The organism is Bradyrhizobium sp. USDA 326, from assembly GCF_049739485.1.
Classification (GTDB): Bacteria; Pseudomonadota; Alphaproteobacteria; order Rhizobiales; family Xanthobacteraceae; genus Bradyrhizobium.
Genome location: NZ_JBMGQA010000001.1, coordinates 4,395,194 through 4,421,541, shown reverse-complemented (window position 1 = coordinate 4,421,541; position 26,348 = coordinate 4,395,194). Strand labels below are relative to the sequence as shown.

Below are 26,348 nucleotides of genomic sequence, written 5' to 3'. Positions count from 1 at the left end.
ATGAAAGTTCTTTTGACGTCCACGCTTTATCCGACACCTCAGGCACCAAAGATCGTTGGCGGTGCAGAGATCTTCGCGCGACGTTTCGCCGAAGGCCTGGTGCAACGCGGAGACGAGGTCGAGGTGATACGGGCCGCGTCTGCCCCCCAACAGGCTCGCGAATCCTGCAACGGCATCGACATCTATTCCGCGCCGGTACAGAACATCTATCTGCCTTTCACCGAGCAGAAGAACGTCGCGCTGCGCAGCATCTGGCACGCGGTCGATGACTGGCAGATGCAGGCGCCCCTGATCGCGGAGCGAGTCCGGGCCTTCAAGCCGGACGTAATGCACTCGAACAATTTGTCGGGTCTCACCACCGCGATCTGGCGCGTTGCCGCCCACCTCGGCGTCCCGGTGCTCCATACGCTTCACGACTATTATCTGACCTGTCCGCGCTGCTCGCGCTTCGACAAGGGACGCGCCTGCGAGCACACCTGCACGAGCTGCGGAATTCTGAGCTATCATCGCAAGCGCGCCACGCATTGGCTCAGTGCCGTGGTCGGCGTGAGTGAGCGCGTCCTGTCCATTCATACCGACATGGGCATGTTCACCGAGACGCCGATCCGTACCGTGATCCGCAACGCCTCGACCGAGCCGCCGCGTGAGCCCTATCCTCGTCCAATCTGCACCACGGAAGTGACGTTCGGGTTCATCGGTCGCCTCACGGAGGAAAAGGGCATCGACAACCTGATGCGAGCACTTGCCATGCTGCCCCATGATCGCATCCGGATGCTGATCGCCGGTCGCGTCAGCGACGAGGAGCAACGACGCCTCAGGGCGCTCGCTCCAGACGCGCGCATCGAGTTCATGGGCTTCGTGTCGCCGGACGATTTCTACAGGCAAGTCGACGTGGTGGTCGCGCCATCCATCTGGCACGATCCCGGTCCACTCGTCGTCGCAGACGCCAAGGCAGCTGGCAGGCCGCTGCTCGGAACGCCCTTTGGCGGCATGCCCGAGGTCATCGAGCACGGCGTGACGGGCTGGCTGACCGAAGCCGATCCGCAATCCCTGGCCGGCAGCATGCTCGCAATCGCGGCGGATCCGCACAAGATCGACGAGATCAGCCGGCGCCTCATCGCGGATACCAACAAATGGGTATTTGCCGACGTGCTGTCTTCATACAAGAACCTGTATGAGCAATTGCGCCAGCAACGGATGTCGCGCCTGCACGCAGCAACGGCCGACGCGCCGCTGGGACGGACCATCGGCAAGGGGCGCCTCATTCCGAGATGACACGCCTCCTGGCGATGGCGGGCTACTTCTATCAAAGCGCCGCGGCGATCATCCTGATCTTCGCGGTCAGTCATCTGCTGCCCGCCGCCGACTACACCAATTTTTCCCTGGCACTGGCCTCGAGCCAATTGCTCTGCGTCCTGATGTTCGAGTGGCTGCAGCTCGCCGGACTGCGCTTTCTGGCGGCAGCAAGGGAGAACGAAGCGGCTCGATTGAGGTGGTCGCTCTTTGCGGCAGGCCTGTCGAGTGCGGGCGCGCTTATCTTGGTCGGGAGCTGCGCATCCTTGGCCAGCGTGCTCCCGACAGGGATCGTCGCACTGGGCCTCGGCATATCCGTGCTTCAGGGCTTGACGGATCTCTATTTCCTGTCGGTCCGTCTGTCCGATCGGTTGGGCATCGCGTCCTCTCTTCTTGCGCTTCGTGCCACCGGCCTTCTGACCGGGGCCGCCGCCGGCGCAGCGAGCTCAGGAACGGCCGAAGCGGCGCTGCTCGGCGTTGCCGCCGGCCACACGCTGGGCCTCCTCGCCGGGCTGGCGGCCTATCGCACACCCCTGGAGCGCGCTTCGCTGCCGACGATGCTGGCCGACTGGAAGGAGTTCTCCCGCTATGGCATGCTCGCGGCGGCTGCGTCCGTCATCCATCTGTCGGTGCCGGTGCTGCTCCGCTTCATCGTCATCGGCCGGCTGGGCGCGACGGGGGCCGGCGCCGGATTTTCGATCGCGCTCGACCTGCTGCAACGTCCCTTCTGGGTCCTCAATGCGGCGATCCATACCGTGAGCTATCCCGAAGTGGTCAAGGATTTCGAGCACGGGACCGACGCAAAATCAGTGCAATCTGCGCGCCGCATGTTCGAGTTCATGATCTGCACGACCCTCGTCCTGCTCGGCGGATTGGTCGGCTTCATTCCAGATGCCGCGCGTATCCTGGTGCCCCGGGAGAGCCTGGATGGATTCCTGCAGACGGCGCCGGCGATCGCCGCCTTCTATTTCCTGCATACCCATTTGCAGGCGACGATAGCTGTTGTCCCCCACCTCGAGAAGCTGGCGACCAGGCTGGTCCTGGTCGCCGCCGGCCAGCTCGCCCTCGTTGTCGTCCTCTCCCTGGTCGCAGTGTCGGCCGGCCTGTCGCCACGAGGGGCGGTGGGCTGTGCTTCGCTGGCCACCCTCGCAACGATTCTGGTCGCACTCGGTCCTACGCTGCGGTTTGAGGCATTCCCGCGCTGGTCTTTGGTCGTGCAGGCGCTGGTGGCCGCAATCCTGATCGGATCACTCGGTTCGATGCCGACGGAGCCCGCGGCATGGCTTGCCGGCAAGATCATGATCGCCGCGCTTGCAACGGCGATTATCGCATGGCGCGGGGACTTTCTCATGCTGGCCCGCCGCGGCTGATCTGCCGCACCCGTATGTCTGCCAGTCAGATCCAATTTTCCGAGCGGGAACCGGCCTGCCGTGTCAGCTCCCGCAGCGGGTGGGTGTGCCATCACGCAATCAACACAACCCTACCGGGTGTATCCTACAGTTTAGCCGCTCACAGAAACGGCATCTGCAAACGTCCTGTGCAGTCATATCGATCGCACGAACGCGCGGAGGAAAGTCCGTAGGGTTGCGGACGCGCGCCGAATCCGTTTGCCTACATTACGCGCTGCAAGCGCCGCATCGTTCCTTTCCGAACCTGTCGCGTGGATCCAATCGGCACGGCCTGCGCATACATTCAGCAGTGAGATTGACAAAATTCTTGAAAGCGCCTTTCTCACGCCATCCTGCTCCGGCATCGCAATCAACATTCTGCTGCAACAGAGCAAGCCTGTTCCTGCACAAGGAACCCGTTTCGCTCGCTATTTGTAGCTTTGTTTTTATCTGAAATTCACACTCGCCAGAGAAGCTTGAACGCAAATCCCTGCGAGCAATTTGGTTCGCGCTGAAATCGAGTGTGCAATGTCTGATCAAGCAATCCTGTCCGCCAGCGGCTTCATCAACTCCATCGGCGTCAACGCGCATGCCGGCTTCGGATGGACCGGCTACAACAATCTCGCGATGATGATCGACGACCTGGAATATCTCGGCGTCACCAATCTCCGCGACGCAATGGGAACCAGCCCGGCCGCGCAGCCGGTGGTCGAGGGGCTCGCCGCTGCCGGTTACAAGTTCGACTTCCTCGTATCGTCCGCGCTGCCGCAGTCGGGGGCGGCCGGACTTCAGAAGTATATCGCGTCGCTCGAGAAGTTCGCGGCGAGCCACCCGGGCAGCATCAGCGCCATCGAGGGTCTCAACGAGGCCAATCACCAGCCCTTCAGCTACAATGGCAGCTCGAGCCTCACCGCCGCGGCCCAATTCCAGAGCGCGCTCTATCAGGCCGTCAATGCCAACGCCGCGCTCGGCAGCATCCCCGTCTACAATCTGTCACTGGCCTACAACGATCCCCAGGGCTACAGCCAGCTCGGCAACATGTCGGGCTCGGTCGACTACGCCAATGCCCACGCCTATGTCAGCACCGGCCTGACGCCCGGCAGCTCCATCGCGGCAACGCTCAGCGCCGTCATGTCCGCGGCACCGGGAAAGCCCGTCGTCATCACCGAGACCGGCTATACCACGCAGGCCAACACCCAATATCTCGGCGTCAACGAGACGGTGCAGGCCAAATCGATCCTAAACACGCTGGTCGATGCCTACAAGGCCGGTGTCAGCGCGACCTATCTCTACGAGCTGTTCGACCGCGACTCCTCCGCGGGCAACACGAATCCCGAGGCCAACTTCGGATTGTTCAACTCCGACGGGACGCCCAAGCTCGCCGCGACCGCTATTCATAACCTGACGACCATTCTGGCCGACGACGGCAAGGGCGGCCTGCAGCCGACCGATCCGTTGAACTACACCCTGAGCAACATGCCGGCCTCGGGCAACAGCATGGTGCTCGGCAAGAGCAATGGGGCTTACGAACTGGTCGTGTGGGCCGAGCCGAAGCTCTGGAACGATGCCACCGATACCGAGGTCACCAACAGCGCCCGGACGGTCACGGTGGATCTCGGCGGCGTGCATCATACGGTGAAGGTGTACGATACGCTGACGGGAACCACGGCGATCGCCAGCTATACCGACGTCAGCACGATCACGATTCCGGTCAGCGATCACCCGCTGATCATCGAGATCGACGCGCCCCCGACAACGCCGCCTCCCGTGGACACCCGGACCAGCGTCAGCGGTACGGCCGCCGGGATCGTGCCGCAACTGTCCGACCTGAGCGAGTCGACGGCGCTGCAGAGCATCACGTTGACGGATTCGCATGTCCTGCCGGTCGCCTCGAAAGCGACGATGGACTACATCATTGCCCATTACGGCAGCGCGCTGTCCAAGATCCAGGGCGGATACTCGTTCTCCGTGACGAACACGGCCGCGACCTGGACCAACACGAAGACCTACGACGCCAGCGGCAAGCTGCTGTCGAATTCCGACACCGGCCTCAATTCGAGCGGGCAGCCGACCTCGACCACCGTCGCCTACAGCGATGGTTCCCAGGACCTGATCAGCTACACCAATGGCGTGAAGACGAAGTTCGTTCATGTCGGAACCGACGCAACCCGGACAACCGACAGCTACAACACGGCCGGAACCCTTGTGAGCGAAGTCGTGCAGAAGTCCGACGGCTATTACTCCACCACGCTCTACACGAACGGCGTGAAGACCGCCGCCTACGTCAAGAATGCCGACCGCTCGCAGGACAATTACACCTACAATATCACTGGGAAGAGCTTCACCACGCAGGTGCAGCATCTCGACGCCTCGGGGAAGGTCGTCTCGGTCACACGTAGCCATGCCGATGGCTCGCTGGATTCGACGCAGGTCTACAACAGCGACGGCAGCAGCGTGATCACGTTGTACAGCGCCACTGGCGTCAAGCTGGTCGAGACCAGCTATCATGCCGACAAAAGCAAGGATGTCTGGACCTACAACATCAAGGACCAGAACTATACGACCCAGCACGACGTCTACGATTCGACCGGATTCCTCACGACCCTGACGCGCCTGCATGCCGATGGCAGCCTGGCCTTCGAGCTGATGCAGACCGCCGACGGCACCAAGACGACCAACTGGTACAATGCTGCCGGCAGCCTCACCAGCGAGGTGGTCCAAAAGGCCGACGGCTTCGCCTCGACAACCCTCTACAGCAACGGCGTCAAGACGAAAGTTTACATCAAGAACGCCGACGGTAGTCTGGACAATTATGCCTATGGCATCACCGGCCAGAGCTACACCACGCTGATCCAGCACATCGATCCGGCCGGCAAGGTCACGTCCGTCACCCGCAAGCACGCGGATGGCACGCTCGACTATACCCAGGTCGTCAATAACGACGGGAGCAGCGTCGTCACCATCTATGACTCGACGGGAGTACGGACGAAACAATCCGAGTACCACGCTGATGGCAGCAAGGACGTCTTCCTCTTCAACATCACCGGCCAGAACTACACGACCGAACACGACGTCTACGATGCAACCGGCTTCCTTACGACGCTGATCCGGAAGCACGCGGACGGCAGCATGGCGTTCAAGCTGGTGCAGAGCAAGGATGGAACCAAGACAACGGACTGGTACGATGCCAAGGGGGTCCTCACCAGCGAGGTGATCACGAAGGCCGACGGTTACAGCTCGACAACGGTCTATACCAACGGCCTGAAAGCTGCGGCCTACATCACCAATGCCGACCTGAGCCAAGACAATTACACCTACAACATCACCGGCCAGAGCTATGCCACGCAGCACCAGCATCTCGATCCGACGGGCAAGACGACGGAGGTGACCCGCTGGCACGCCGACGGCACGCTCGACTATACCCAGGTCGTCGGCAGCGACGGTGGCAGCGTCGTGACCAATTACGACGCTTCAGGCCTCAAGAAGACACAAACCGACTATCACTCCGACGGCTCGAGGGATGTCTATCTCTTCAACGTCATCGGTCAGAACTACACGAAAGAGCACGATACCTACGATACCACCGGTTTCCTCACGCACATCGTGCGGACCCACGCCGACGACAGCCTGGCATTCACCCTTGTGCAGAGCGCCGACGGCACCAAGACCTCGGGCTGGTATGATGCCAAAGGAATTATCACCAGCGAGGTGACGACCAAGAGCGACGGCTACAGTTCCACCACGGTCTACACCGGCGGTATCGAGACCGCTGCCTATATCAAGAACGCCGACGGCACGTCGGACAACTGGAACTACAACATCACGGGCCAGTCCTACACGACGCAGCACCAGCACCTCGATGCCTCGGGCAATATCGTCGAGATCACAAGGACCCACGCGGACGGCACTCTGGACTATACCCAGGTCATCAACAATGACGGCAGCAAGCTGACCGACATCTATAACAGCGCCGGCATCAAGACCCAGGAGATCGCCAGCCACGCCGACGGCTCGAGGGACGTCTTCCTGTTCAACTTCAACGGACAGGCCGGCACGACGCAGCACGAGAACTACAACACCGCCAACGCACTGCAGTTCATCGATCAGACCAAGACCGACGGTACCCATAACGTCACGGCCGTTGGGAGCGGCGTGACGATCCAAGGCGGAGCCGGCAACGACGTGTTCTCGGCCGCGCCGAATTCGACCACCATCACCTACGATCACGGCCAGGACCAGATCCTCAACTTCCAGGCCGGCGACGCCACGACTCACGACGTGATCCAGATCTCGAAGCTGCTGGCGGCAGACTACAGTCACCTGCAGATGACGCAGTCCGGGACGAATGCGCTCATCACGTTCTCGGCCAACGACTCGATCCTTCTCAAGAACGTCTATGTCAGCAGCCTGACGAGCCACGACTTCGTATTCGTCTAAAGTCGCGGCAGATGGGCATCCATCGAGGCAGCGAGGGATGGGGGAACCCCCGTCCCTCGCACAGCAAGCAGGCAAGGACCGCCTTCGGCCTACTCACCTGACACGACCGCACCGACTCCCGGCTCGTTCAAAGGCTCATCAGCACTGCACATGATCGGCGGTGGTTGCGAACTTGCGTCACAATTACTGTCTAAAGAGACCTTCTCGTTGCTGCAGGGATATCGACGCCGACATGGAAGTCCGCGGACCAAAGCGATTCGTTCTTCTCGACTTCTACCGGTTCATCGCCGCGCTGGGCGTCTTCATCTTTCATCTGAAGAATATCGACAAAGGCATCTCGCCGGCCTGGAACGGCTCTTACGGCCTGTTTGTCGACATGTTCTTCATCCTGTCCGGCTTCGTGATCTCCTATTCCTATCCCGCGACCTCGACAGGCCCGCGCACCTATGTGCGCTTCCTCGTCAGGCGGATCGCGCGAATTTATCCCTTGCATCTGCTCACATTATTGATATTCGCGGTCCTTGCTCTCGTGGGCATATCCGGTCCGACCTCGCACGCGAGCTGGCTGGATTTCCTTCACAACCTTCTCCTCGTGCAGGCGTGGGGCGTCACAGATCACCTCAGCTTCAACTCGCCGGCCTGGTCCATCAGCGCCGAGCTGTTCTGTTACGTTCTATTCCCACCGTTTATGCTGCTCGCCGGCAGGGTCTCGCCGCTGGCGCTCGCGATCATCGTCGCGCTCTGTTACGGAATCCTCGCTCACGCTCACCTGCCGATCTGGCAGGAACGCTCGCAGATGTACGGGGCAACCTTCGATTTCGGGATGTTGCGGGCCCTTCCGAGCTTCCTGAACGGGATTCTCCTGACCGTCCTGTTCAGGCTCTCGAGCGACTATCGCAGGAAGCCCGTCGCATTCGCCGGCATAGCGCTGTTCGCCGGCTCGGTCCTGATCCTCAACCTCTATGCCAAGCCCGACCTTGCAATCATATTGTTCTCTCTCGCGATCCTCGTTACAGCCACCGGAGAGAGCGCCTTCGCCCGGTTTCCCGGCTCTGACTGGCTTGGCCGCCTCGGCAACACGTCATACGCGATCTACATGGTTCACGAAGTGCTACTGATCCTGCTTTTCAAGCCGGCGTGGCACTATTTCGGACTTCAACCAAGCATGTTTCCAGTGTTTGCTTTGGTCTGCTGCATCATTCTGACAGTCGTCGCCGACGTGACGTATCACTACGTCGAGAATCCCGCTCGAAAACTGATCAACCGGCTTGCGCCGGGCGATGCGAGGTCGGTCCACATCCCGAAGGCCGAGCCGCTCGATCTTTCGGAGACCCGACAAGCGGCCAATGCGAGCTAAAGCATGATCCGGAAAAGTGCGCAGCGGTTTTCCGAAAAGATCATGCTTAAACAACAACCTAAAGCGCGATGACGATTCATCCTGATCGCATCGCTTTAGGTGTCTGCAGGGCGGATCTTGCAGCTAGGTTCTCGACGATCGCCGCACACGGCTCAGGATTTCCTGGCATATCCGCACCACGGCCGGCCGGGCGATCGCGACAACAACGACGAGATAAACCGAAGAACCAAGCAGCACGAGCGCGGCGAGACGCAGCCATGGCGACGTGGCCGGCATCGCAACGGAGGCACCGGCCACCGCGCATGCCATCACCGCGGAGCCCGCAAGTGCGGGCATCAGCGCCGCGGCATAAGGCCTGATACCGAGCGACAGGATCCGCATCGAGGCTCCGGCGGATAGCGGATACAGCAACAGGGCGCGAGCGACGTAGCCGACAGCAATCGCGATAAGGCCAAACGGCGCAGCGAGGATGAAGATTGCTATGTTCGAAACCGCGTAGATCAGCGTCAGCCAGGTTTGCCAGTGCGGTTTGCCGAACGCCAGGATAACGGAGTGATTGTAGAGGCCAATCGTGGTCAGGAATCCGGTGATCGACATGATCGCGAGCAGAGGCGCGGCCTCGCTCCACTTGGACCCGAAGAAAGCAGTGATCAGATCCGGCGCCAGAACGGCTATGCCGGCGAAGATCGGGGCCGTCAGCAGCGACGTGTACATGACGAAGGCAACCAGCGTCGAACGCGATGCTTCACGGTCATGCTGGAGGCCAGCGATGGTCGCAAAGAACACGCGGTTCAACGCATTCCCAATCACGGTACTCACGGCATTGACCAGGCGCTTGGCCAGGCTGTACAAGCCGGCGCCGGCGGCGCCGGTATACCAGGTAACGAAAATCAGATCGGAATTGGCATTGGCGAAGTTCGTGATTCCCGTCAGCGCCACGTAGCGCGCATAGCTCAGGAGTTCGACAACAGCCTGCCGGCTGACCCGGAGCCGAGGGCGCCAGGGCGTCAGGATCCAAAGGCTGACCAGCGAGATCAACGACGTCGAAACGAGCTGTCCGACTAGCGCAACGACCCCGTACCCTTGGATCGCCAGCCCGATCCCAACCGCCCCGCCAACCGAGATTGAAGAAAGCGAGCGGATGGCGAGGGATCGAAACAGTTGATTGCGCATCAACCAGGCTTCGTGCGTCCGTGACAGGCCCTGTACGGCCACCACGATGCAGAACCCCTTGAGAACGATGGCAATGTCCGAAAGACCCGAGAATCGTTCGATCGCGCCGCTCGAGGCGAACAGTGCGAGCGCTGCAAACAAGGAGAGGCCCGCAATGAGCCAGAACGAGGCAGTGTAATCCTCGTCCTTCGGCTCGGCACGCGCTTGGACCGCTATCGCGATGCTCTCGATCAGGACTGCCCGGCAGAATTCGAGCGCCAGCGCCCCCGTTGCCACGATGCCGAGAATCTGCGGCGACAGCAGCCGCGCCATGATCATGTAGATCGCGAGCGTGAGAGCCTGCCCGACTGCGGAATCGAGTGCGGACCAAATGACGCCCGAAACGATCGAGCGAGGCTTGATATTCTCGTGGCGCAATTGGAGGCCTGTCACAATTTCCGGTTAGGCCGACTTTCGTCGTTGAGCCATTGGCTGCAATGGTCCAATAGTCGCCTTGTTTACGAGGACACTACGGCAAGAAAGCAGCTACAATCCGAGGCAGCATGAATTTTCGGACCAATCTACGACGGTTGATGAACGAGGTCGGTTGCGACTTTATTCATCAGCTGCCGTATCCGCACGTGGACTTGTTCTTCTGGCGTCCCGACGACGGAACGATAAATTTCGGTGACTATCTTTCGGTCGTCGTCGTTGATCATCTCTTGCGGCATTTCGGCTATACGCTCGTCGACGAGGTGCCGCGGCAAGCGCGCTTGTTCGCGATCGGCTCCGTGCTCCATTACGCGCGAAATGACGATGTGATCTGGGGCAGCGGCGTGAACGGGCGCCCCGGCCAGGACGACCTCAATCGGCGCGTGCAGAACCTGGACGTGCGAGCGGTGCGCGGCCCGCGTACACGGGAGGTTTTGCGGCGCCGGGGCATCGCGGTACCCGAAGTGTTCGGGGACCCTGCGTTGCTGCTCCCTCAGCTGTTTCCGAATCGCTTTCGCCCCACTGCCAAGAAGCCGTGGGTGTTCGTTCCGAATTTGCACGATTTGAGTCTCATCGACCGCGGCGCCGATACGGTGGTCTCACCACTGGGATCATGGAACCGACGAATTGACGCCATTCTCGAAGCGGAGCTGGTTCTGGCAAGCTCGCTCCACGGCATCATTGTCGCCGAGGCATTCGGGATACCGGCGCGCTATGTGCGTCTGAGCAGCGGAGAATCCGAGTTCAAGTATCGTGACTATTACGAGGGCACCGGCCGGTTTGCCGTCGAGTTTGCCTCGAGCATTGACGAAGGTCGCGAGATGGGTGGGGCTGCGCGCCTCAACTTCGATTATCGTGCCTTGATGAGTGCATTCCCGATCGACCTCTGGAGCGGAAACAGCTGATATGGCCAAGCGCCTCCGCGTTGCCATCTACGCACCGCATTTCGCGGAATATTCCTACCGGCTCGCGTCGGGATTGGCTCGCCACTGCGACGTCCGGCTGGCACTCAACCGCAAAGACGCGAACCAGCAATGGGAACTGGCCGATATCGCCGTGACAGCTCCATTCGAGACGAGAATTCGCGATCTGAGCCTGCGCCGCGGCGGCGCGATCGGCATCCCGGCCTCCTTCCTGGACATAATTTCCTTTCGTCCCGACGTGATTCATTGTCACGAAGTTCCGGAGATCTATACGTCCAGGCTGATCCAGCTTCTTCGTCCGCTCGGCATTCCGCTGGTGTTGACCGTTCACGATGCGATCCCGCATTCGGAAGGCGGCTCCGGTACGTCGCCGCGTGAAGATGCATGGCGGGCTCGCATGCGGGCGGCAGCATCCGTCGTCACCACGCATGGTGAGAGCTGTATCGCCGATTTTCGCCGAGCCTCGCCCGACTTCAAGGGCGAAACGGTCTCCAGCATGCACGGCGTGCTCATGGTTCCGCCGGCCGGGAGTGCAGTCACGGCGCCTGAAGCTGCTCGCATCCTGTTTTTTGGGCGGATGTGGGCTTACAAAGGTCTCGACGTTTTCATCGATGCGCTCGACATGTTGGCTAGGCGCGGTGTGGCCCATGAAGCGATCGTCGCCGGCCGCGGCCCCGAGATGACACGGCTCGGCGCGCGGATGGAGGCAATGCCGACGGTCAAGACCATCAACGCCTACATCTCGCCTGCCGATACCGGGCGACTGTTTCAGTCCGCGACCGTGGTCGCCCTGCCCTACAAGGATGCAACGCAGAGCGGCGTGCTTGCATCTGCCTATGGCAACTCCCGGCCCGTCGTTGCCAGCGCGACCGGCGGCATTCCCGACGTCGTGACTGATGGCGTCAACGGGCTGCTGGTCCCGCCCGGCGATGCCACGGCACTGGCCGACGCGCTCGAACGGGTGCTGACCTCCAAGCCTCTGGCCGAGACATTGACCGAAGGCGCACGGCAAACCGCGGCCGGCCTCCTCAACTGGGATCGCATCGCTGAAGGTCTGCTGGGGTCCTATCACAAGCTCGCCGGTCGCACCGTGAGCTGAGCACGGCCGGCGCCCTCAAACCGATTGCTCGATCTGCGGCCGGGAGAACATGCTGCGGATCGCGCCGTCCAGCAATCGCCTTAGCCTGACCTCGATCAGCTCATAGCTGATCGCGCTGGCAACCAGCGACATCACCAGCCCAAGCCCGATGAAGGCGGTCCACAGCAGCCAGCGGTCGACGCCGGCGGCGACCAGCTTCAGGCCGATCACCTGCAGGGGGAACAGCACGAAGGGGTGCACCAGATAGAGGCTGTAGCTGATCTTGCCGACATATTGCAGCGCCGGTAGGCTCAGAGCCCTGCCGAGGCCCGAGTCCGGAGCGAGCACCATGCCGAACAGCAGAAATCCGGGAACGAGCCCGACGAAGGGATGAAACAGCACCAGGCTCGCATACAGCGCAACTCCGCAAGCAAGGCCCGCGAGCAGGCCGATGCGTCCCGGAATCGAGATGCGGAATCCCATGGCGCTGAACAGCATGCCGATGCAGAAGAAGGCAGTGATCGGCCAGTGCATCAGGCAGGCGATGCCAAGCAGGATCAGGGGCGCCGCCAGCAATCTGCCACCGGTGCGCCACATCGAGAACGTCAGCGCAAACCAGATGTAGAACGCCCACTCGTATGTCAATGTCCAGGCGTTCTGCTGGGCGATGGGCAGGCCGAGCGCGTCCTGCACGAAGAACAGATTGGCCGCAAAGATCGCGAGGTAGCTGCTCAGATCGATGCCGCGAAAGAACTTGTAGGCCACGATCGGACCGATCGCGAACAGCGCAAGATGCAGCACGACGAACACCGGCATGATGCGCAGGACGCGGTCGAAGAAGAACCGTGACAGCGACCCGTGCCGCACCAGGCTCGCCGGGATCAGGAATCCGCTGATCATGAAGAACAGTTCGACGCCGTGCCCGCCGACATTGATCATCGATTGCAGCCAGGGCCAGAGCGGCGGCAGGAAGCCTGGATCCGGGATGTCGTACATGCCCCCCTTCGGCATGTCGTAGAAATGATCCATCAGCACGCTCAGCGCAGCGATCGCGCGAAGGCCCTGGACCGAAGGAAGGAACGATCCATCATAGGCGGCGCCCGGCTGGTGAGGTGCCTTGATCACTCTGCGGCACCCTGGGTGCTGAGCACTGGCTCAAGGACGAGGGGCTTTCTTCGCGCGGAGCGGAATCTTTGCCCGAAGGAAATGCTGGGTTTCTCGATGAACGTGTATGTCATCCAACTGACGAGGATCGACAATGCCAGGATGACGACCAGGAAGATCGACCATCCGAGCGGTCCGTCGCCGAACCATACCAGGCGATGGACGTAGACGATCGCGAACGGCGACATCAGGTAGACCGAATAGCTGATCACGCCGACGAATGCCATCGGGCGCCAGGCCATACGTTCGCCGAACAGGGCAAAGCCGATGAAGACAAGCGCCGCGCAGATATACGCCGATCCGATCGAATAACTGTAGAAGAAGTTCTCGTGATAGACGCCTCCGAAACGCCGATCGGACAGGGTGGCGGCGAAGACCGCATACAGAAGCGTGCAGACGGTCACATGGGTCCATCGCAGCTTGCCGCCAATGACGGTGTCGCGGATGATCTTGCCCAGGAACATCGCCGAGAGATTCAAGCCGACCTCCATCACCGACGAGACTGCCCTGCTCTCAACGAAAAGTGCAGCTGTGGTTCCCACCAGCGCAGCGGCAACGACGATGGTCACCGCCGTGAAGCGCCGGTTGAGTAGGCCCATCGCAAAGAGAATGGTGCATCCGACGTAGAACAAGAGCTCGATCGCCAGCGTCCAATAGAACACCCAGAGATTCGGGACGTTCACGAAAGTCTGCAACATCGTCACGTTAGCGGCGATCTGCCCCAGCGGAAAACTCTTCGAATCCAGCAGCTGCACCGACACGAGCCCGACAACGATCGAAGTCCAATAAGCCGGATAGAGCCGGAAAAAGCGGCTGATCGTAAAGTCGCGCACAGGCGTGGCGCTGTCCGGGAAGCTGAACGGGATGACGAAGCCGCTGACGAAGAAGAACAACACGACGCCGAACCGGCCAAAGTTCATGTAGTAGCCGAATATGTCATGGAGGGGCCCGTAATAGACACCCGTCGGGTGCTTTTCCAGGATGACCTCGAACACGTGCTGGATCAGGACGGCCAGCACGGCAATGCCGCGCAGTGTGTCGATGAATGCGAGCCGTTTATGCATTGTTCGTTCTCACCTGCTTCCGCTCGCCGCCGGTACATCCGGGCGGAAGCCTTCTAATGACGGCATCGGTGGCCGTACGATGATTGGCACGGCGTCGCCCGCCCGCGCCGTGGCCGTGCGCCGCGAGAACACCTCGCTGAAGCTCAACGCGATAATCAGCAGGCCGGACGCCGGGCCGTAGTTCAGAACGGTGATCGTGAACAAGTTGACGACGAAGATCAGCGTCAGCTTGTAGACGTCGGTCGTGCCGAACGTCGCCCGGAATACCATCACCATGAATGCGACGAACGGGAGTCCGAACATCAGATACGTGCCGATGTAGAAATTGTCGACGGGAACCCAGAAGGGGGCGAGCGGCGAGAACAGCTTCTGCGGATAGTTGAAGCAGCCCACGCCGCAGCCGGTCACGAGACCAACGGGCATGAGCTGGCTCAGGTAGACGAACGGCAGTTGCCAGCTGTTGTTGATGCGATCGACGATGCTGAACAGGGTCGTGTGCGGCACCGCGGCGGTACCGGAAGCAAGCACGATCATGAAGAACGGCACCAGGATCGCGGCAAACGACCACAACGCAATGTTCCGTATCGCGGAGAAGCGCGACTTCTCCGGCAGCATCCGCACGAACACCAGCAGAATCAAGTAGAGCACGAGGACGATCATGGTCGTCTTGCTGGTCGTCAGACGGATGATGTAGACCGCAAGAGAGCCATACAGAAGGCACCACATCGTGCTCTTACGGATCGACGTAATTGCGAAGGACACGAGTATGAAGAAGGCCGCCATGGTACTTTCGGCAGCAAAGCCCGTGAGACGCTGATCGTCACCGCCATAGGCCCACCATAAGCGACCCGCCTCACGAACGGCGCCGAAGGACTCATATTTGTATCCGACCCAGGGCATGAAGTAGAATTTCGTCAGCAGCACGCCGATCAGCGAGAGGTAGAACGTCGCGGCGATGACCGACAGCAACTTCTTGTAGGAGCCCAGACTGGTATCGCAGAAACAGAAGCCGACGAACACCGGCAACATCATCTTAAACGACGACATCGCCGCGTTGACCGTCCCCAGCATGAAGTAGCCGAGCACCAGCGACAGCATGATCTGCACGAAGACAACTGCAGCCATGATACTGCGATTGCGCAAGATGCAATGCACAATGAACTGGACCAGGCACAGCAGCGCAATGCCATCCGGCACGAACCAAAGCGCGTCCAAATGCATGATGCTGGTGTAGTACCGCATCATACCGCCGAAGGCATCCCGGACCAGATAGGCTGCGAGCGCGATCGCCTCGATATTAAGGCTGATCAGCATCATCCTGCGGGGTTGCAGCGCGAAGGTGCTCATGCGCGGCTCAGTTGCTCAGCCGCGCCGATCGGGCGGGGGATGGCGCAAAATCCGGGGGGCTTCCGAATGCATTTCGCAGGAGCCTGCCGCCGGGAATTTCGACGTAGAGATAGGTGAGGTGCGAAACCGCCAGCACGGCAGCCAGTGAAACGACGAGATTCAACGTAGCCGGCAGGCCTGCCCAGATCGAATCCAGGGCGGCGATTCGCCCCGCTCCCACGCCCCGCACGAAATATTCAGCCAGCAGCACCACGAGCGCATGCACCATATAGATGGAGTACGAGCGGCGCCCCAGCCAGATCAGCGGCTTGGCCACCAGGATCCGCGGCATTAGCAGCGCATCCGGAAAGGCGAGCAAGCTGCCGAGGAAGATCGCGAACATCACTGGTGCGAGGAAAGTCGCCGCAGGATTGGTCTCCGCCAGGGACACCAGGACGACGCTCGCGATCATGGCGACGAATTGCAGCACGCCCTGCACGGCAGCGCCCGGCTTTGCCCGCAGGCGATCGACGATCTTCACCATCAGCACGCCAAGGAAAAAGCCGACGAAGCAGCGCAGAAGGCCGAAATCCGTCTGAAGCTCGAGGCTCCTCTTTTCGAGCACGAAGATGATGAAGACCAGACTTCCGACCGCGAGAAGCCCGGAGAGCACATAGAACCACGATAGCGAGCCCATGCGCAGGGCAAAGAGAACGATCAGACCAAACACGAAATAAGTGTAGAACTCGACGCTGATGCTCCAGCTCGGCGCATTCCAGCTGAGATAGTCGATGAAGCCCATCGAATGCAGCAGCAGAACATTGAGGCTGAACGAATAGGCGTTGTTCACCTCGAAGACCGTCGGTGCGGCGACCACGACGCCCGCCATGACCAGGCCGATGCGCAGCAGGCGAAAGACGAGGTTTGCGAGCAGCATGACGATATGCAGCGGGTAGACTCGCGCAAGGCGCCGTATCATGAATTCGCGCAGCGAGAAGCGCGTGAAGTCGTTCTCGATGTAGCTCAACGCCATGACCATTCCGCTGAGAACAAAGAACAGATCGACCAGCAGCCATGCACTCCTGAAGAAGGAGCAGTTGATCCAGGCGTTGTGCGGGAATGCCGCGAGAAAGGTCGGCATCAGCAGCAGATGGTGGATCACCACCGAAGTCGCGGCGATCCCCCGGATACTGTCGAGCGGCTGGACATGCGCCTTCTCACGATCAACCAACTCCGTCACATCAACATTCCGTTGCTGTTGCATCGCAGCAGTGTGTATCAGGTCTCGCGCCTGTTCAATCTCTGCGATCGCGGACTGGCATTCGATGCATGACGCCCGACGATAATTTCAAGGCTCGCAGATTTTTCGGACATGCGAGCGCCAAGTTCATGCCACTTTCATCCGATGCGCGCCTGCTTCGGCGCGCAAGCCGATCCGGATGTGATGATTGCGAGTATTTGCGTGCAAAGTGTGCGCGAAGTTCGGCACTGTTGCGATCGATGCTCTTCGCAGCACACTGATCTGTCCGGGTGCAGATGTCGCACGAAAAAATCTCTCGCCGCGGGGGAACAATAAGCGCGCATCACCACTTGTGTCGGTTTTGCGACGAGCGGCCGTGTGCCCGATATGTTTTCAGTTTGCAACATTCCTGAGCGCGACTTGCCGGTCTCGCAGGCATTGTAAAACTTTCTTTTGCAACCGGCGAGAAAGCGGGCAACGCCGTTGGCTTGCCGACGGCGCTTCTCAGCTTTTGCGTCGCACAAAATGATGACACAGTTTCCTGCCAAGTTTCACCTGTTCTCCTATTGCAACAGAAGCAAGGAACATCGATGGGCCGCGGACTAACATGTCGTCATGCGCAGCCGCGATGGCTAGCGATTGTCTTGATTGGTTCTGCGCTGACCGTGTCGGGCGCCGGTGCTTGCCGCGCGCAGTGCGTCGAATTCTCGGACCGCGCCTCGCAACTCGAACTCGACACCTTCGTGAAGTCGCCCTCCTCGCTCCTGGAGCGGCTGCGCAATGACAAGGAGAAGTTGCGGTATTGGCTCGCGCGCTACGTCGCCACAAATCCGTCGGTGCTGCCCTCCGTGCAGACGCTAATCTCGGCCTCGGCCTCAACCGATCGCTCGTCCATCGGCGCTGCGCTGCGCATTGCCGAAGCACGTTGCACGTCCACCAAGCCGGACGCCTCGCGCAAGATCAGGGATTTTGTGCAGCGGATCGGTGATCTCAACGTGCAGGCCGGTTATTCCGGCGCAGGAGACGACAGCTCCGGCGTCCAGGTCCAATCGCAAATCAAGACCTCGCCGCAGCCGGGCCGCGGCGGAGCACTGCTCGAGGGCGAGTGGAGAACCAAGCTGGCCGATCCATTCAAGCCCGTCCCCCTTCCGAACTGATCCATGATCGTCAAAGGCAGCAAATTAGCACATGTACCAGCCTAGGGAACATTTCCAGTCGGGGCACCGATTCGGCATTGAATTCGGCGGGGCGGTCCTCAGCTTCGAGCGCGTGGCCGACGTCCTTCGCCGCCAATGGCCGATCATCGCGGTCTGTACGGGAGCTTCGCTGGCCCTGGTGATCGTCTACCTGGCCATGGCGCAGTCCATGTATACGGCAAATGCCCGCATCATGATGGATACGCGGCAGACTCAGGTTCTGGACAAGGACAGCAACGCCAGCAGCGCCCTGATCGACACGGGCTACGTCGACAGCCAGGTGGAGATCATCAACTCGGACGACCTCATTCTGTCCGTCGTCCGCCGCCTGAAGCTGACAGAAGACCCGGAGTTCAACGGCTCCAAGCCCGGCCTGCTCTCTATCATCATCGGCAAGCTGACATCGCTATTCGGCTCCGGCGAACCAGCAAGCCAGGAGCGAATCGAACATGCGGTCGTCCAGCAGGTTCAGAAGAATCTGCGTACGGAGCGCGTGCTGACGACATATGTGCTGTCGCTGAGCTATAAAGCGCGGAGCCCCGACAAGGCCGCCAAGATCGCCAACGCGATCGCCAATGCCTATCTCGTCGGCGCCCTGGAGGCCAAATATCAGTCCACCAAGCGGGCCACCGAATGGCTGCAGCAGCGCAGCCTCGAGCTGAGCGAGCAGGCATCGGCCAGCGATCGCGCCGTCCAGACTTTCAAGGCCGAGAACAACATCGTCGGAACCAGCCGCGGCCTGATGTCCGAGCAGCAATTGTCGGACCTCAACACGCAGCTGGTTCAGGCGCGGGCTGCGACCGCCGAAGCCAAGGCCCGGCTTGACCGGATCGACACGATCTCCGATCAGGATGTTGCGCAATCAACCGTGACGGACGCCCTCAACAACTCGGTGATCACCCGTCTGCGCGCTCAATATCTCGACCTGCAGGCCCAATATTCCGACTGGTCCAGGCGCTACGGCAAGACCCACCTTGCGGCGGTCAATCTGGCCAACAAGATGGACGAGCTGCGCAAGAACATCGCCGACGAGGTGCGTCGGATCGCAGATGCCTATCGCAGCGACTACGAGATCGCGAAGAGCCGCGAGGCATCGCTCGAGAAGAACGTGAAGGAGCTCGTCGCCCAGGCCGGCAACAAGGGCCAGGCCGAGGTCAAGCTGCGCGATCTCGAAAGTGCCGCCGACACCTACCGCAATCTCTACAACAACTTCCTGGAAAAGCTGCAGAGCGCGACGCAGAACCAGAGCTTTCCCCTCAGCGAGGCCCGCCTCATCAGCACCGCCACCAAGCCGGACCGCAAGAGCTCGCCGCGAACGGTCCTCGCCCTCGTGGGCGGCCTGGTGGGCGGTCTCTGTCTCGGCTTCGGCGTCGCATTTGCGCGTGAACTGCTGAGCGACGTGTTGCGGACCCCCGGCGAGGTCGAGGACGAGCTCGGCGTGAAGTGCCTCGGCGTCCTGCCCGATATTCGTCCACCCGCGAAGGCCGGCGCATCCGATCTGTCTCGCTACGTCGTCGATCATCCATTCTCGCGGTTTGCGGAGACGTTGCGCAACATCAAGGTGTCCATCGACGTTGCCCGCCTGACCCGCGAGATCAAGGTGATCGGCATCGTCTCTTCCCTTCCCAAGGAAGGAAAAACGACTGTCGCCGCGAATTTCGCACAGTTGGTCGCTCTGACGGGGCACCGCACGGTTCTGATCGACGGCGATCTGCACACGCGCTCGCTGACGAGAGAGCTCGCGCCCAACGCCAAGAGCGGACTGGTGGAGGCGCTCAACGACCCCGCGAGCCTCGGCTACCACGTGCAGCGAAGCAAGGAAACGGGACTGGATTTCCTTCCCTCCGTCGTGGCCTCTCGCATGGTGAATTCGGCCGACGTCATTGGATCGAAGGCGATGGCCGAGTTGCTCAAGGTGCTGAGAGAGCACTATGAATACATCGTGATCGATCTCGCCCCGGTGATGCCGGTGGCGGATTCGAAGGCTGTCAGCTTCCTGATCGATGCCATGGTCTACGTTATCGAATGGGGGCAGACAACACGAAGCGCTCTCCAGGAATCGGTTTCCGGGTCAGAAGTCCTCCAGAAGAAGCTGCTCGGCGCCGTGCTCAACCGCGCCAACCCGAAAATGCTCAAGCGCATCGAGGCTTACAAGGGCAAGCACCACAACAGCTATTACGTCGAGCATGCCTGAGCGGAGGCGCGGCGCCGCGCCTCCCGCTCGCGCGGATGGATGAGGAGTTCGGTCGGGCGCCGTGGTCCACCCTCCTCGACCGGGGGAGCTCGAATTGCGCCGATGCGGAGCATCCCCCGCGCAAGCGGGGTGAGCAAGCTCAGCACTGCATGAGAGCAGAACCCTCGGGCTTCAATCAGCAGGGATCGTGTTTCAGCCAGACTGGCGTCAGACGCTGGCGGCCCACAGACCCGCGTCCCTTGCTGCGGGGGAAACCCCTCTCTCGATCGGGAAGCGCCGGGCGGACCTTGATCCCGCTGCGCGCCCGCACGCGATCTCCGTATTCGTCCGGAATCCACAACTTGCAGTTATTGCTCTAGCCAAAAGCAAGGATTGACGACAAAGATGGTGGCCAGGACAGTGCGGCCATTGGCGACCAGCCGGCGACAAACGAGACAAGGCCCTGATGCCTCAAATCGCCGAAACTTTAGGCATCTTTCATTCTCGGTTCCCAGAGGCTAAGCTCGCCTCATACTCGGCAGTTCCTTTCCGGTGGCTCGGATGCTGATCGCCCTTACGATTTTGACGATTTGGGTTCTGCTCAACATTCTCTTCGTGTTGATCGTAGTTCCCCCGCGCAAGCCGCTTCGACAACCTATGACGACGACGCTCTCGCCGGCGCCCATCGACCCAAGCCGGCGCGAGATCGAGCAGGACGAATCTTTTTCGATCCGCCACGTCATCGTCTCCGTTGCAATGGGGGCCTTTTTCGTGCTCGTGCCGCCGCTGCTCGCCCTGCGCGATGCCATCATGCGGATCTTTGGCAGGCCGCCGCGCAATGGAACCTGAGCCTTCGGGTCGGAGGCTCCGGTTCTTCAGAGATCGAGCCGACTAGTAGGCTTCCTGGAACATCACTGCGGAAGCAGTGCGGGCCATGATCTTCAGGTCGAGCCAGATGTTCCAGTTGCTGACGTACCAGACGTCGTACTCGACACGTTTCTCCATGAGATCGATCGTCGGCGTTTCTCCCCTGAATCCGTTCACCTGGGCCCAGCCCGTCAGACCCGGCTTCATGTGATGGCGGTAGACGTACTTGCTGATGAGCTCGTCGTAGTAATTGTCATGAGCGAGCGCGTGCGGGCGCGGTCCAACCAGTGACATGTCGCCGCGCAACACGTTCCAGAGCTGCGGCAGCTCGTCGATGCTCGTCATGCGCAGGAAGCGCCCGATCTTGGTGACCCGAGCATCCCTCTTGGTCGCCTGCGTCACCGTCTCGCCGTTTTCACTGACGGTCATCGTGCGAAATTTCCAGATTTCGAACGGCCTGCCGTTGAAGCCGCGACGCGACTGCCGGAATATGACGGTTCCGGGGGAATCCAGCTTGATCAGCACGGCAACGGTCAGCAGCAGCGGCGTCAGCATCACAAGCGCGAACAGAGCGACACCGACGTCGAGACAGCGCTTTTGCAGCCGCTCGAGAATGGTGAGCGGCGGTCGCTGGATCTCAACCGCTACGGTTCCGCTGACGGGCAGAAAGGGACGGGTCACCAGATCAGCGACCGAGTCGTCCGGCAGCAGGCGAATGGGCTGGGGGACGGCACGCAAATATGGCCCCAATTTGCGCAGCATCGGCAATTCATTCCAGTCGAGCGCAAGCAGATATTCGTCGACATCAGCCGAGCGCGACTGACGAATGACGTCGCGGATCTGCCGCTCCCAGTGCCCGTCATCCTGGTCGGCTCCGAGCACGAAATGGCGCATGACGTCGAAGCCATTCCTGCGCAGATCCTTGAAGCGGTTCGAGGTGAAGTCGAGCGGCTTCAGGCTGAGCAGGATAACCTTGCGATCGACCAACCGGCTTCTCGCAAAGCTCGTGCCGAACACGGCCTGCCAGCCGAAGCGGAGGCTGATCAAGCCAAGCCCGCCGATCACGCCGAACACGATGACGGTTCCGCGCGATAGATTGTCGGTCGATTTCAGCAGGAAGGCCGCAACGGCAAGGATCGTGAGCGACGTCAGCCAGATAAACACCGCCATTCGAAGCTGCCACACGAGATTGAGCAGGCGGTGCGTAGAATAGACGTCCCGGAAATAGGCAATCCCGACGAACACCACGCCGACGAACAATCCGGCTCCCACCGATGCGCCGTCGGGAGACGAAGCGACGGCCATTCCATACAGCGAAGCACCCGCCGCATAGCTCAATAGGATCAACAGAAGATCAGCACCGATGACGAAGATCTGGAACGGCCTCTGAAGAGCGCTGCCGCGCGCAGATGACAGCACATGAGCATTCTCAGAACCATAAGTTGCAACAGCCATTCGAACCTCTGCTTATCGAGAGAGTGCCTGACGCTCATCGTGATGCTGAAGACTCGTCACTTCCCCGCATGGAAAGTGTTGTTTGATCGCAGCGACATTGTGGCGCTGCACTCAAAACTTTTGCGGCGCACGGACAATGCGTCGTGTTGAAATGCGCAGCGAAATTCGGCGCGCTGAAAATGTCGTCACAGTGCTGACATATGAGCGGACGGACTGCCCTATTTTGAATCAAGTTCCGCATCGGATGAAAGGCCAGTCGTTAGCATCAACGCTTCTTCGCTCAACTTTGAGGCGCTGCGTTGCTCCCCGAAGCACAATCGAGGTCGAAACGAGAATTTCCTGGTCCTTCTATCTGTGGCTGCATGCAAAAATTCGTGCCGAGTCATGCAGACTTGCCGCACGCTTCGGGGCAGCGATGCAATTCCTGCGAACCGCTGTCGTTCCTGAAGCCCGCAACAAGGCCGGCAAAAAATGCCGCGCCCTTCTTTTGGCGTGATCAGGTCGGAGAACGACGACGCGGCCCCACCGAATTTGCGTTGTTCGTGTTGGATGGAAGCTCTCCGGTGCCGGCGACTTGGGGACATTTTTCGACCACCCGACCGATTGAGCGCCATGAAATCTCTCGCGCGACCACGCCCGCCCATTCCCAAACCGCAATTGCCGGACGGAGTGCGCATCTATGCGATCTCGGATATTCACGGCTGCGCACACTTGCTTCAGCCCATGCTGCGGGTGATCGACGCCGACGTCGAGCGCAGCCGGCCGCGCTATGCTGTCGAAGTCTACATGGGCGATTACATCGATCGCGGCCCGGATACGCGCTCCACCCTCGACATCCTGGTCGAGCGGAGCCGCAGGGGAAATGCGGTTTTCCTCAAGGGCAACCACGAGGCCTTTCTGGTGAGGGTGTTCGAAGACCCTTCACTGTTCGAGGACTGGATTGCCTTCGGCGGGACCCAGACATTGATGTCCTACGGACTGGCCCCGCCAGATCTCAAGCGCGACGAGCCGGCATCGATCCTGCGCGACTTGATTCGCGCGATGCCGACCGAACATCTGGAATTCCTGGACAATCTGCGATTGAGCTTCAGTTGCGGGGACTTCTTTTTCGTCCACGCCGGCGTTCGGCCGGGCGTCCCGTTGGCCGAGCAGACGGAGCGCGATCTGCTCTGGATTCGCGAGGAATTCCTGCGGAGCGAGGAGCAGTTCGGCAAGTATATTGTCCATGGTCATACGCCGGTGCGCAGCGCGGAATTCCTGACCAACCGCGTCAACATCGACACCGGCGCCTACGCGACCGGCAACCTCACCCTGATGAGCATTCAGGGAAGCCGCATGCTCGCGGTGTGAGCGCGGACGCGGCGGGCCGGCCCTGGCGATACGCTTCGTTAGTTGAGCAAGCGGGGCTTCTCCACCCGGCCCCGGGCACGTGTTTCGGCCATCCAATCGTTCCAGGCCCGCTCGTGTTTGATGTAGAGCTCGAGCCAACGCTCGTCCTCCCGAACACAAGGCTCCGCCTCAGCACCAGCGCTCAAGCGGGCATCCGGATTGTCCAAGGTTTCGAATTCGATCGTCTCCGAGATCGTCAACCCAACAAGCACACGTTGTCCGGCGCCATCGACGATGTAGCGCCGAGGCGCGTCCTTCTTGGGTTCACTCATGCGTCATGCCCCATTCTTTTCGGCGAGCCCCCAGATGCCCGCGCGCCAATCAGACCTTACCTAAAAGGCTCGCCGGGCATGGCCGAACGTCGAGGTGGGAGTCGGCTGGGCCGCCCGACGCGAGGTGCCGCGAGATGAGCTCGCAGGTCCTCGTTGGCCGCGCCAGGTGCGCAGTGCGTATCCCAAGATGAGGCCTGTGCCGAATATGGAAGCGGAGACAAGTGCAGAAGCCATAGGAGTCGTCCCGGATATTGCAGGACTTATCAAGGCCAAGCAGTGTGTCGACATCATGGTTCTCGGCGATTCCTGGCGCCGAAAGATTGTTCAGGCGTGATCTCTCGTGCGCATGCAGTGCCGCCCTGCGAGCCTGCCGTGCATCTCGTCTCGGCAGCCCCGCTCCAAATCCTTCTGTAAGGGCCACGCTCTATATAGAGAGGTGTACGCATATAGCGGAGGTGCTCGCGGCCTGCTGCCGTCGAGCAGATGCCTCTTCCTCGGTCGTCAAATTTAGGACAACCGAGCCAGCCCATGCCCTTGCAACCATTTGGAACCCGTCGCATTATTTCGCATCTCACTCACGAGGGATTCAATCCAATGCACCTCCGCCGCCTAATTCCATCCATTGCGCTGTCTGCCCTCGGCCTCAGCTTGACCGTATCGGTGGCTCCAGCCGCCGAGCTCGCCCTTGCTCCGGCGCATCAGCGGGCGGCCCACTTTCAAGGCGGAGTTGTGCTATGGGATGACGTCTACCCGCCCGCAATTTACGGCCCCCAGCTTCGCCCGGTCGAGGAAGTCGCAGCCATGAAGGCGCAGGCGCGCCCGGTGTCCCAGCGCTGGTGGGGGTATTGGTACGTCCGGTAGGAGACCGAAGCGAATTGACTTGGGCGACTTTGCGCTAAACACCAAAGGCGCTGGATTGACCGGGGAGCGGTCGCCGGATTTGAGCCAGCGCATTCTCCAAGGCTGCTTCTCGTCATTTTGGCTCGGGGCCGTATCGCCCACAGGCCTCGCAAGTGCCAGCAGGCCGGCTTGCAACCCGAAGACATAGACCGACGGATCGTGCTTGAGGTGGTCATGCGCAGTACGTCGTGGCGCGCGACTTCACCGCTCCGGCCTGGGGTCGGCTCTGGCTCACAGATATCACCTGCATCCCGACTGAAATGGCTGGCTGCATCCGGCTGCCGTCCTCGACCTTCTCAAGACCGCACGCCTGCGCGACCAAGTGCGCTCGAACCCGCATCACCCGCACCGACGATTTCGATCCGTCAGCAGCGGTCCGCTGCCGGATTGATCAATCATTCCGATTGCGGGGTGCCGCGCGAAGAACGTCGCTCTCGCCAAAGCAATTAGAAGGCGAATGCGGGTAAGATCGAAGCGGGGGCATTCTTGAAGCAGGGTCAGGGAGAGCCGCAATCTTTTCGTTGCGGATTTCAGTATCAGCAATCATAGGTTTTAGAGACTCAGCTGGCGGCGCAAAGCTTCACGCTCGTCGAGAAGTTCTCGTAGTCGTCGAGCATTGTCAGATTGCGTCTCCTGCCACTCGATCCGATCCTCGGCAGTCCACAGGTAAGACTCGCAATTCAACCGAGCCTTCTCTGCCCTATCAAACTCCGTGAAGAGTCTGATGTCGCGCTCAACCTGGTCCAGCTGTTCCTGGAGAGTTCTTGGCATCAGCCGTCCCCTCGGCTCTGCCTCTAGTCCATTTCGACTTTCCGTGTATTCGGCGTAGCGATCAACAGGCATTCACTCGCCTCGGGCGCATGGATCGTCGCTCAGACATCACCACAGGTTGCATTTCCAGGTCCAGATATCCTTATTTCTCGATTGAGGTCAAACGAGGACGGCGGCGACGCAACCTTTGATCTGGAACGGGTCGCTGGATCCGGACCACGAGGGCAACAAGATTGCTGCAGATTTCTCGATCTGAGTACAGATCCCAAGAGCCGCATACATACTTAAGATTGAATTCCTAATTGATTGCAGCTCAGACGTAAGCCGGTCCGTAAGCGCTCTGGAATAAGGCGTCGCGCAGCATCCGTCCGGTCGATAACGTACAGAGTCTTTCGCACTTTCAGGATTGAC

18 protein-coding genes are annotated in these 26,348 nt (G+C 60.6%); 11 read left to right on the top strand and 7 right to left on the bottom strand.

What is annotated here, in order from left to right; all coding sequences use genetic code 11:
* The 4 genes from ABIG06_RS20800 to ABIG06_RS20785 all read left to right on the top strand — a co-directional run bounded on the left by ABIG06_RS20800 (position 1) and on the right by ABIG06_RS20785 (position 8,475).
* On the top strand, positions 1–1,275 hold the full coding sequence (locus ABIG06_RS20800; protein WP_370138429.1) for a glycosyltransferase family 4 protein: 1,275 nt from the start codon (positions 1–3) through the stop codon (positions 1,273–1,275).
* Positions 1,272–2,663, top strand: coding sequence for a hypothetical protein (locus ABIG06_RS20795; protein WP_124161186.1), 1,392 nt, complete (start codon positions 1,272–1,274; stop codon positions 2,661–2,663). The genes ABIG06_RS20800 and ABIG06_RS20795 overlap by 4 nt, the downstream gene beginning before the upstream one ends.
* A 546-nt stretch (positions 2,664–3,209) precedes the next feature.
* Positions 3,210–7,118 carry an RHS repeat protein gene (locus ABIG06_RS20790; protein ID WP_370138428.1) on the top strand — a complete coding sequence of 1,303 codons (3,909 nt, stop codon included), beginning with the start codon at positions 3,210–3,212 and terminating at the stop codon, positions 7,116–7,118.
* 232 nt (positions 7,119–7,350) lie between these two features.
* Positions 7,351–8,475, top strand: coding sequence for an acyltransferase family protein (locus ABIG06_RS20785; protein ID WP_370138426.1), 1,125 nt, complete (start codon positions 7,351–7,353; stop codon positions 8,473–8,475).
* Between the two features lie 123 nt (positions 8,476–8,598).
* On the opposite strand, the gene ABIG06_RS20780 is transcribed toward ABIG06_RS20785, so the two are convergent.
* Positions 8,599–10,080, bottom strand: a complete 1,482-nt coding sequence (locus tag ABIG06_RS20780; protein WP_245454541.1) for a lipopolysaccharide biosynthesis protein — start codon at positions 10,078–10,080, stop codon at positions 8,599–8,601.
* A 140-nt stretch (positions 10,081–10,220) separates the two neighbouring features.
* Between ABIG06_RS20780 and ABIG06_RS20775 the strand changes: the two genes are divergently transcribed.
* Entirely contained in the window at positions 10,221–11,024 is an 804-nt protein-coding gene (locus ABIG06_RS20775) for a polysaccharide pyruvyl transferase family protein (RefSeq protein ID WP_370138425.1), read from the top strand.
* Position 11,025: 1 nt separating this feature from the next.
* Positions 11,026–12,141: a glycosyltransferase family 4 protein gene (locus ABIG06_RS20770; protein ID WP_124161181.1), complete on the top strand. Its 1,116-nt coding sequence runs from the start codon at positions 11,026–11,028 to the stop codon at positions 12,139–12,141.
* 15 nt (positions 12,142–12,156) lie between these two features.
* Here the strand turns inward: ABIG06_RS20770 and ABIG06_RS20765 are convergent, their stop codons facing one another.
* From ABIG06_RS20765 to ABIG06_RS20750, 4 genes are read right to left on the bottom strand one after another with little or no spacing between them, the layout of a single operon-like run.
* Positions 12,157–13,245 carry an acyltransferase family protein gene (locus tag ABIG06_RS20765; RefSeq protein ID WP_124161180.1) on the bottom strand — a complete coding sequence of 363 codons (1,089 nt, stop codon included), beginning with the start codon at positions 13,243–13,245 and terminating at the stop codon, positions 12,157–12,159.
* On the bottom strand, positions 13,242–14,348 hold the full coding sequence (locus tag ABIG06_RS20760) for an acyltransferase family protein (protein WP_124161179.1): 1,107 nt from the start codon (positions 14,346–14,348) through the stop codon (positions 13,242–13,244). Before ABIG06_RS20760 ends, ABIG06_RS20765 begins: the two co-directional genes overlap by 4 nt.
* A gap of 9 nt (positions 14,349–14,357) precedes the next feature.
* Positions 14,358–15,695, bottom strand: coding sequence for a hypothetical protein (locus ABIG06_RS20755; RefSeq protein WP_124161178.1), 1,338 nt, complete (start codon positions 15,693–15,695; stop codon positions 14,358–14,360).
* 7 nt (positions 15,696–15,702) lie between these two features.
* A complete protein-coding gene (locus tag ABIG06_RS20750) occupies positions 15,703–16,914 on the bottom strand; it encodes an acyltransferase family protein (RefSeq protein ID WP_370138423.1) in 1,212 nt (403 codons plus the stop codon).
* Positions 16,915–17,402: 488 nt separating this feature from the next.
* Here ABIG06_RS20750 and ABIG06_RS20745 point away from each other — a divergent pair, with 488 nt between their 5' ends.
* The 3 genes from ABIG06_RS20745 to ABIG06_RS20735 all read left to right on the top strand — a co-directional run bounded on the left by ABIG06_RS20745 (position 17,403) and on the right by ABIG06_RS20735 (position 21,132).
* Positions 17,403–18,071, top strand: a complete 669-nt coding sequence (locus ABIG06_RS20745; RefSeq protein ID WP_370112541.1) for a hypothetical protein — start codon at positions 17,403–17,405, stop codon at positions 18,069–18,071.
* Positions 18,072–18,102: 31 nt separating this feature from the next.
* Positions 18,103–20,304, top strand: coding sequence for a GNVR domain-containing protein (locus tag ABIG06_RS20740; RefSeq protein ID WP_370112543.1), 2,202 nt, complete (start codon positions 18,103–18,105; stop codon positions 20,302–20,304).
* A gap of 540 nt (positions 20,305–20,844) precedes the next feature.
* The gene (locus tag ABIG06_RS20735; protein ID WP_370112545.1) at positions 20,845–21,132 is read left to right on the top strand and encodes a hypothetical protein; all 288 of its coding nucleotides are present in this window, start codon (positions 20,845–20,847) and stop codon (positions 21,130–21,132) included.
* 42 nt (positions 21,133–21,174) lie between these two features.
* Here the strand turns inward: ABIG06_RS20735 and ABIG06_RS20730 are convergent, their stop codons facing one another.
* Positions 21,175–22,605, bottom strand: coding sequence for an undecaprenyl-phosphate glucose phosphotransferase (locus tag ABIG06_RS20730; protein ID WP_124161175.1), 1,431 nt, complete (start codon positions 22,603–22,605; stop codon positions 21,175–21,177).
* Positions 22,606–22,687: 82 nt separating this feature from the next.
* On the opposite strand from ABIG06_RS20730, the gene ABIG06_RS20725 reads away from it, so the two are divergent.
* Complete coding sequence (locus tag ABIG06_RS20725) at positions 22,688–23,101, top strand: hypothetical protein (protein ID WP_370112547.1); 414 nt, start codon at positions 22,688–22,690, stop codon at positions 23,099–23,101.
* A 116-nt stretch (positions 23,102–23,217) separates the two neighbouring features.
* On the top strand, positions 23,218–23,955 hold the full coding sequence (locus ABIG06_RS20720; protein WP_370112551.1) for a metallophosphoesterase: 738 nt from the start codon (positions 23,218–23,220) through the stop codon (positions 23,953–23,955).
* A 38-nt stretch (positions 23,956–23,993) separates the two neighbouring features.
* Here the strand turns inward: ABIG06_RS20720 and ABIG06_RS20715 are convergent, their stop codons facing one another.
* The gene (locus ABIG06_RS20715; RefSeq protein ID WP_370112549.1) at positions 23,994–24,266 is read right to left on the bottom strand and encodes a hypothetical protein; all 273 of its coding nucleotides are present in this window, start codon (positions 24,264–24,266) and stop codon (positions 23,994–23,996) included.
* Positions 24,267–26,348: the final 2,082 nt, after the last annotated feature.

Bases quoted from the DNA above. Each gene is read 5' to 3' on its own strand.
- ABIG06_RS20730 (WP_124161175.1), bottom strand. From the start codon at position 22,605: ATGGCTGTTGCAACTTATGGTTCTGAGAATGCTCATGTGCTGTCATCT.
- ABIG06_RS20800 (WP_370138429.1), top strand. From the start codon at position 1: ATGAAAGTTCTTTTGACGTCCACGCTTTATCCGACACCTCAGGCACCA.
- ABIG06_RS20790 (WP_370138428.1), top strand. From the start codon at position 3,210: ATGTCTGATCAAGCAATCCTGTCCGCCAGCGGCTTCATCAACTCCATC.
- ABIG06_RS20770 (WP_124161181.1), top strand. From the start codon at position 11,026: ATGGCCAAGCGCCTCCGCGTTGCCATCTACGCACCGCATTTCGCGGAA.
- ABIG06_RS20735 (WP_370112545.1), top strand. From the start codon at position 20,845: ATGCTGATCGCCCTTACGATTTTGACGATTTGGGTTCTGCTCAACATT.
- ABIG06_RS20775 (WP_370138425.1), top strand. From the start codon at position 10,221: ATGAACGAGGTCGGTTGCGACTTTATTCATCAGCTGCCGTATCCGCAC.
- ABIG06_RS20785 (WP_370138426.1), top strand. From the start codon at position 7,351: ATGGAAGTCCGCGGACCAAAGCGATTCGTTCTTCTCGACTTCTACCGG.
- ABIG06_RS20740 (WP_370112543.1), top strand. From the start codon at position 18,103: ATGTACCAGCCTAGGGAACATTTCCAGTCGGGGCACCGATTCGGCATT.
- ABIG06_RS20720 (WP_370112551.1), top strand. From the start codon at position 23,218: ATGAAATCTCTCGCGCGACCACGCCCGCCCATTCCCAAACCGCAATTG.
- ABIG06_RS20795 (WP_124161186.1), top strand. From the start codon at position 1,272: ATGACACGCCTCCTGGCGATGGCGGGCTACTTCTATCAAAGCGCCGCG.
- ABIG06_RS20755 (WP_124161178.1), bottom strand. From the start codon at position 15,695: ATGAGCACCTTCGCGCTGCAACCCCGCAGGATGATGCTGATCAGCCTT.
- ABIG06_RS20760 (WP_124161179.1), bottom strand. From the start codon at position 14,348: ATGCATAAACGGCTCGCATTCATCGACACACTGCGCGGCATTGCCGTG.
- ABIG06_RS20715 (WP_370112549.1), bottom strand. From the start codon at position 24,266: ATGAGTGAACCCAAGAAGGACGCGCCTCGGCGCTACATCGTCGATGGC.